Origin of the sequence: Mesorhizobium sp. M2A.F.Ca.ET.039.01.1.1 (assembly GCF_003998035.1) — a bacterium.
Taxonomy (GTDB): Bacteria; Pseudomonadota; Alphaproteobacteria; order Rhizobiales; family Rhizobiaceae; genus Mesorhizobium.
On record NZ_RZRY01000453.1, the window covers coordinates 1 to 5,294 of the forward strand.

Below are 5,294 nucleotides of genomic sequence, written 5' to 3' on the forward strand. Positions count from 1 at the left end.
GTCCGGCAAACAGCGGGATCGAGCCGATCACCAGGAGCACGGCGACCGTCAGGCCCCAGAGGGCCATCGTCAGCGGATTGGCCATCACCACGCGGGCCGAGGTCTCGATCGCCGCGACGGCGCCGACGTCGCGGTCGAGCAGCAGCGGGAAGGCGACGACGGTGGTGCCTAGAACGACAGCGGCGAAAACGAAGCCGACGGCATTGCCGACGAGGATCAGCGTCCAGCCCTTGCCGGTCGTCAGCACGTCGCGCACGAAGGCACCGACCGAAGCAGGCGGCTCGGCGCCGAACAGGCTGGTGTAGAGCGACTGGGCGGTGAACAGCCACAACAGGAACAGCGCGAAGAGCAGGATGCCGATGACCGCGATCGACGGCAGCGCCGGCGAATGGCGCACGTCCAGCGCATGGTGCCAGCGGCTGCTCATGCCAAGCTCGCGCCGGCGGCTGATCTCGTAGAGGCCGATGGCCGCGAACGGACCGACCAGGGCGAAACCGGACATCAGTGGATAGACGAGCTGGATGGCGTTCGAGCCCGAGCTCCATTGCGTCAGGATCAGGCCGACGATCGGATAGATCAGGCACAGGAACACGTAATGCGAAGGCTTGGCCCAAAAATCCTCGGCGCCGAGCTTGAGCGCGTCCCAAAGATCCGCGGTCGAGATGTGGCGCACCGTGGGCTGAACATGTGCGCCGTACGCGTCCGTCATGACATGAAAACCGGCCATAACCGTCCTCCGTTTATATCGGGGGCGGTCACCGCCTGGGTGGCCGCCCATGGCTGCCACTTTCAAGAACGCCGGCATGATAACCGATCTTCCGCGAAAAGTCGCCGCTTCATGCGATTTTCATCGGTTGCCCGGCAAAAGCCACGATCGCCGGTATCAGAGACCGGATGAGCATCTCGACCACCGCCCTCCCCGATATGAACCGTCGCATGCTGATCAAGGCCGCTGGCCTTGCGGCACTTGCGGGCATCGCCGCCTGCAGCACGGTCACGGTGCCGACCGGCGAAGGCGCCGGCGTCTCTTCGTCCGCCACGGCGACGCTGGCCGGCATTCGCACCACGGCGGGGCTGCCAGCGCTGGTTCACGACACGCAGCTCGAACAGGCGGCGCTGCAGCAGGCCGGCTACATGGCATCGCGCGAACGCATGAGCCACACCACCGGTTGGGGCAAGGATTTCGCTTCGCGCATGAAGGACAATGGCGTGCGGGGCGCGGCGGCCGAAAACATCGCCGAAGGCCGCTTCGACCTGCAAAAACTGTTCGACATCTGGATGCATTCGGACGGCCACCGCCGCAACATGCTCGATCCGGACTTCAGCCGCTTCGGGCTCGCCTATGTGCGCAACGGCCGCGATCCTGGCTTGCGCTACTGGGCGCTGGTGCTCGGCCGATAGGCGTCGGCCCCCGCCCTATTTCGTCGTCGCCTTGAACTTGCCCATCAGATAGGGGCCGGAGCGGACCGGCTCATATTTCGGCGCCTCTCCCTCGGACAGGCATGCGTCCAGAACCGCAATCTCGGCGTCCCAGTTCGGCTGGTGGAAGAAAGCCATCGATTGCCGGCGATCCTTGCCGCCCTGCTGCGCCGGCGGGTTGACGACACGATGCACGGTGGACACCCAACGATCGTTGGTCCAGCGCGCCATCAGGTCGCCGATGTTGATGACGAAGGCGCCGGGCACTGGCGGCACCTCAGCCCATTCGCCGCCCGGCGTGACGATCTGCAGCCCGCGCGACCCTGGCTGCGGCAGCAGGATGGTCAGGCTGCCATAGTCGGTATGAGCGCTGGCGCGGATCTGGCCGGGCTTCGGCGCGAGATGCTGCTCGGGATAGTTCAGCGCTCTCAGCGCGCTGATCGGCGCATCGAGGAAAGGATCGAAATAGGTTTCCGGCAAATCAAGCGCGGTGGCGAAGACCCGCATGATGCGCAACGCAAGGTCCTCGAGAGCCGCATAATAGGCCTTCCAGGCTTCGATGAAGCCCTCGGGCTCGGCCGGCCAGATCGTCTCGGCATAGCAGAAGGCCAGGGCCTCCGGGTCCTTGATGCCCGGCGGCACGCGGAGCGGCCCACCGTTGAAGCTCTCCTTCAAGTCCGGCGGCGTGTCGACGTTGCGGGATTTTGCCAGCGCCTCCAGCTCGGGGCCGAGATATCCGTAGGGATAACCCTTGTAGGGCGCCTTCGAGCGCTGCTTTTCCTCGGGCGGCAGGTCGAAGAAAGCCTTCGCTTTCGACCAGGCGGCGTCGATCACAGCTTGCGGAACACCGTGGTTCTTGACCGCCAGGAAACCGGTGCTGCGGCAGATGCGGTCAACCTCGCGGCCGAGCGCCTTTTTCTCCGCGGCACTTGCGGTCTCGAAGCGTCCGAGATCGAATACGGAAAATGTCTGCATCGCGTTCACAACCGCTCAATGGGGGGACGATGCAGCCTGTCCGGGCCATTATCTAGGACCAACTGGTGTGGCGGTCCTAGTCCATATGCGCCGCCGGCGCACCGCCCGCCGGCGCCGCCTTGGGCTTGCGCAGCAGGATGACGAACGGGATCGCGGCCAGCGTCATCACCATCAGGATTTTGAAGTCGTTGATGTAGGAGATCATCATCGCCTGCGCATTCACCGCGCGGTCGACCTGCGAAAGAGCCGCGGCGTTGCCGCTCGCGGCCGCCGGCGAGGCAGCCCATAGGTTGGGATTGTAGGGGTTGATGAAGGCCGACAGCTCGGTGTGGTTGATCTGGGTGTTGCGCACCATCAAGGCCGCGACCACCGACACGCCGATCGACGAGCCCAGATTGCGCACCAGGCTGAACAATGAGGTGGCGTCCGTGCGGTAGCGGGCGTCGAGCGTGGCGAAGGCGACCGTCGACAGCGGCACGAACACCATGCCCATGCCGAGACCCTGGATGACACCCGAGGTGAGGATCAGCCAATTGTCCATCTGCGGCGTGAAGCTTGCCATGGTGTAGAGCGACTGCGCGGTCAGCAGGAAACCGATGGCGACGAGGATCCTCGCATCGAACCTGTGCATGATGCGGCCGACGACCAGCATCGAGATCATCGTGCCGATACCGCGCGGACCCAGCACGACGCCGATGGTCACGGTCGGATAGCCGAAGATGTTGGCCAGCATCGGCGGCAACAGCGACATCGAGGCCAGGATCAGCACGCCCATGACGAAGATGAAGCCCAGCCCGGTCACGAAATTGCGGTCGAGGAAGATCTTTGGGTCGATGAAGGGATGCTCTGCCGTCACCGTATGGATGATGAACACCCAGAAGCCTGTGAGCGACAGAGCAAGCTCGATCCAGATCTCGGCCGAGTTGAACCAGTCGACCTCGCCGCCGCGATCGAGCAGGAGCTGCAGCGCGCCGACGCCGAGCGAGAGCATGGCGAAGCCGAAGAAATCGAAGCCGCGCACGCGCTTGGCGATGACGGGCAGATAGGCGGCCATGCCGAGGAAGGCCAAAATGCCGACGGGCAGGTTGATGAAGAACACCCAGCGCCAGTTGAAGTTTTCCGTCAGCCAGCCGCCGAGCGTCGGCCCCAGGATCGGCCCAAGCATGATGCCGGCGCCCCAGATCGCCATCGCCTGGCCGTGGCGCTCCTTCGGGTTGATGTCGAGCAGGAAGGTCTGTGACAGCGGCACGATGGCGGCGCCGAACACGCCCTGCAGCAGGCGGAAGAGCACGATCGTCTCGAGGCTCCAGGCAAGGCCGCAGAGCATGGAGAAGATGGTGAAGCCGACGACGGAGGCGAGGAACAGCTCCTTGCGGCCGAGCCGGTCGGCGAGCCAGCCGGTAACCGGCGTCATGATCGCCGCCGCCACGATATAGGAGGTCAGCACCCAGTTGATGTTGTCTGGCGACGCGCCGAGGTCGCCGGTCATGGTCGGCAGCGCGACATTGGCGATCGTGGTGTCGAGCGCCTGCATGATCGTCGCCAGCATCAGCGCGACGGTGATCAGCCCGCGATGCGGCACTTCCTTGAAGGGTTCGGGCGTGCTCATGATGCTGAACTTCCAGCGGGTAACAAAAACGTGTACACTGGGTTTCCGGGCGGCAATGCCTTCCGCAGAGAGACCTTCATCGCGGTGGGACGCGACCATCGATGTGGGGGTTACATCGACTGAAAGTCTCTGTTGGAGCGGATGCCTGCCGCCCGGAAACCTGAGGCCCGACGGGTCCGTGACGAAGGTTTCGGTTTTGATCGCGCCGCCAAGCGGCTGATCTTAAACGCTTATCCTTCTCACTCCTCCCATCAGACCAATCCCCTGCTCCGCCCCCGATTTACGGGGGCGTATTGTCACTGCGCGTGCTCTCCTGCCGTGGCATGGCCGAAGATCGACGGCAGGCCGCGCGCCACGCCGGTGTCGACGGTGACGGTCGCGCTCATACCGGTGCGCAGCGCCATCTTGGCATCAGGATCAGTCAGTTCCAGGCGCACGGGAATGCGCTGCGTGACCTTGACCCAGTTGCCGGTGGCGTTTTGCGCGGGCAGCAGCGAGAACTCCGCGCCCGTGCCGGCGCCGATCGCCGTGACGGTCGCCTCGAAGGTGCGGCCCGGATAGGTGTCGACGACGATCTCGGCCTTCTGGCCCGGCTTCATGTTGGTGAGCTGGGTCTCCTTGAAATTGGCGTCGATCCAGGTGTCGCCGGTCTCGACCAGCGCGAAGAGCGGCGTGCCGACGGAAACATACTGGCCAACCTTGAAGGAAGCCGCCTGGTAGATGACGCCGTCGGCCGGCGCCTTCACCGTCGTCTGCGCCAGGTCATAGGCCGCCTTGTCGCGCGCGGCCAAAGCGGCCATCACGGTCGGATGCTGGTCGGTCTCGATCTCGGGGTTGCCGCCGAGCGCCGCCTTGGCGCTGACGATGCCCTGCTGCGCGACGGCCAGCTGCTGCTTGGCCTTGTCAAGATCGTTGCGGGCCTGATCGAGCGAGGACTTGGCGTTGATGCCCTTCTGCGCGAGATCGGCGGCGCGGTCATATTGCGACTGCGCATAGTCGACCTCGCTCGAAGCGGACTTCTCCTGCGCCATCGCCTGGCTGTAGGCGGCGCGCAGCTGCTCGACATTGAGGCGCGCCGCGGCGACCGCCGCATCGGCCTGGGCGAGCGCGATCCTGTAAGGCTCGGGATCGATGACGAAGAGAAGGTCGCCCTGCTTGACCAGCTGGTTGTCGGCGATGCCGACCTGAACGATACGGCCGGCCGTGTCGGAGGCGACAGAAATCCTGGCCTGCTGCAGATTGGCGTTCTCGGTTTCCTGATAGCGGCCGCCCGTCACCCAGACATAGGAGC

The 5,294-nt window shown here is 64.8% G+C and carries 5 protein-coding genes; 1 reads left to right on the top strand and 4 read right to left on the bottom strand.

Annotated elements, in window-relative coordinates:
• The coding region (locus EOA24_RS26555; RefSeq protein WP_127410236.1) for a DUF2189 domain-containing protein at positions 1-727 on the bottom strand (727 nt) is incomplete at its 3' end.
• 167 nt (positions 728-894) lie between these two features.
• Between EOA24_RS26555 and EOA24_RS26560 the strand changes: the two genes are divergently transcribed.
• Complete coding sequence (locus tag EOA24_RS26560; RefSeq protein WP_126083174.1) at positions 895-1,401, top strand: CAP domain-containing protein; 507 nt, start codon at positions 895-897, stop codon at positions 1,399-1,401.
• A gap of 15 nt (positions 1,402-1,416) precedes the next feature.
• Here the strand turns inward: EOA24_RS26560 and EOA24_RS26565 are convergent, their stop codons facing one another.
• The 3 genes from EOA24_RS26565 to EOA24_RS26575 all read right to left on the bottom strand — a co-directional run.
• Complete coding sequence (locus EOA24_RS26565; protein WP_126083175.1) at positions 1,417-2,394, bottom strand: 2OG-Fe(II) oxygenase family protein; 978 nt, start codon at positions 2,392-2,394, stop codon at positions 1,417-1,419.
• A gap of 76 nt (positions 2,395-2,470) precedes the next feature.
• Positions 2,471-4,003: a DHA2 family efflux MFS transporter permease subunit gene (locus tag EOA24_RS26570; RefSeq protein WP_126083176.1), complete on the bottom strand. Its 1,533-nt coding sequence runs from the start codon at positions 4,001-4,003 to the stop codon at positions 2,471-2,473.
• A gap of 296 nt (positions 4,004-4,299) precedes the next feature.
• A partial coding sequence (locus EOA24_RS26575; protein ID WP_133374622.1) for an HlyD family secretion protein occupies positions 4,300-5,294 on the bottom strand: 995 nt, incomplete at its 5' end.

Excerpts from the sequence above, each read along its gene's own strand:
- EOA24_RS26565 (WP_126083175.1), bottom strand. The coding sequence starts at position 2,394 with ATGCAGACATTTTCCGTATTCGATCTCGGACGCTTCGAGACCGCAAGT.
- EOA24_RS26560 (WP_126083174.1), top strand. The coding sequence starts at position 895 with ATGAGCATCTCGACCACCGCCCTCCCCGATATGAACCGTCGCATGCTG.
- EOA24_RS26570 (WP_126083176.1), bottom strand. The coding sequence starts at position 4,003 with ATGAGCACGCCCGAACCCTTCAAGGAAGTGCCGCATCGCGGGCTGATC.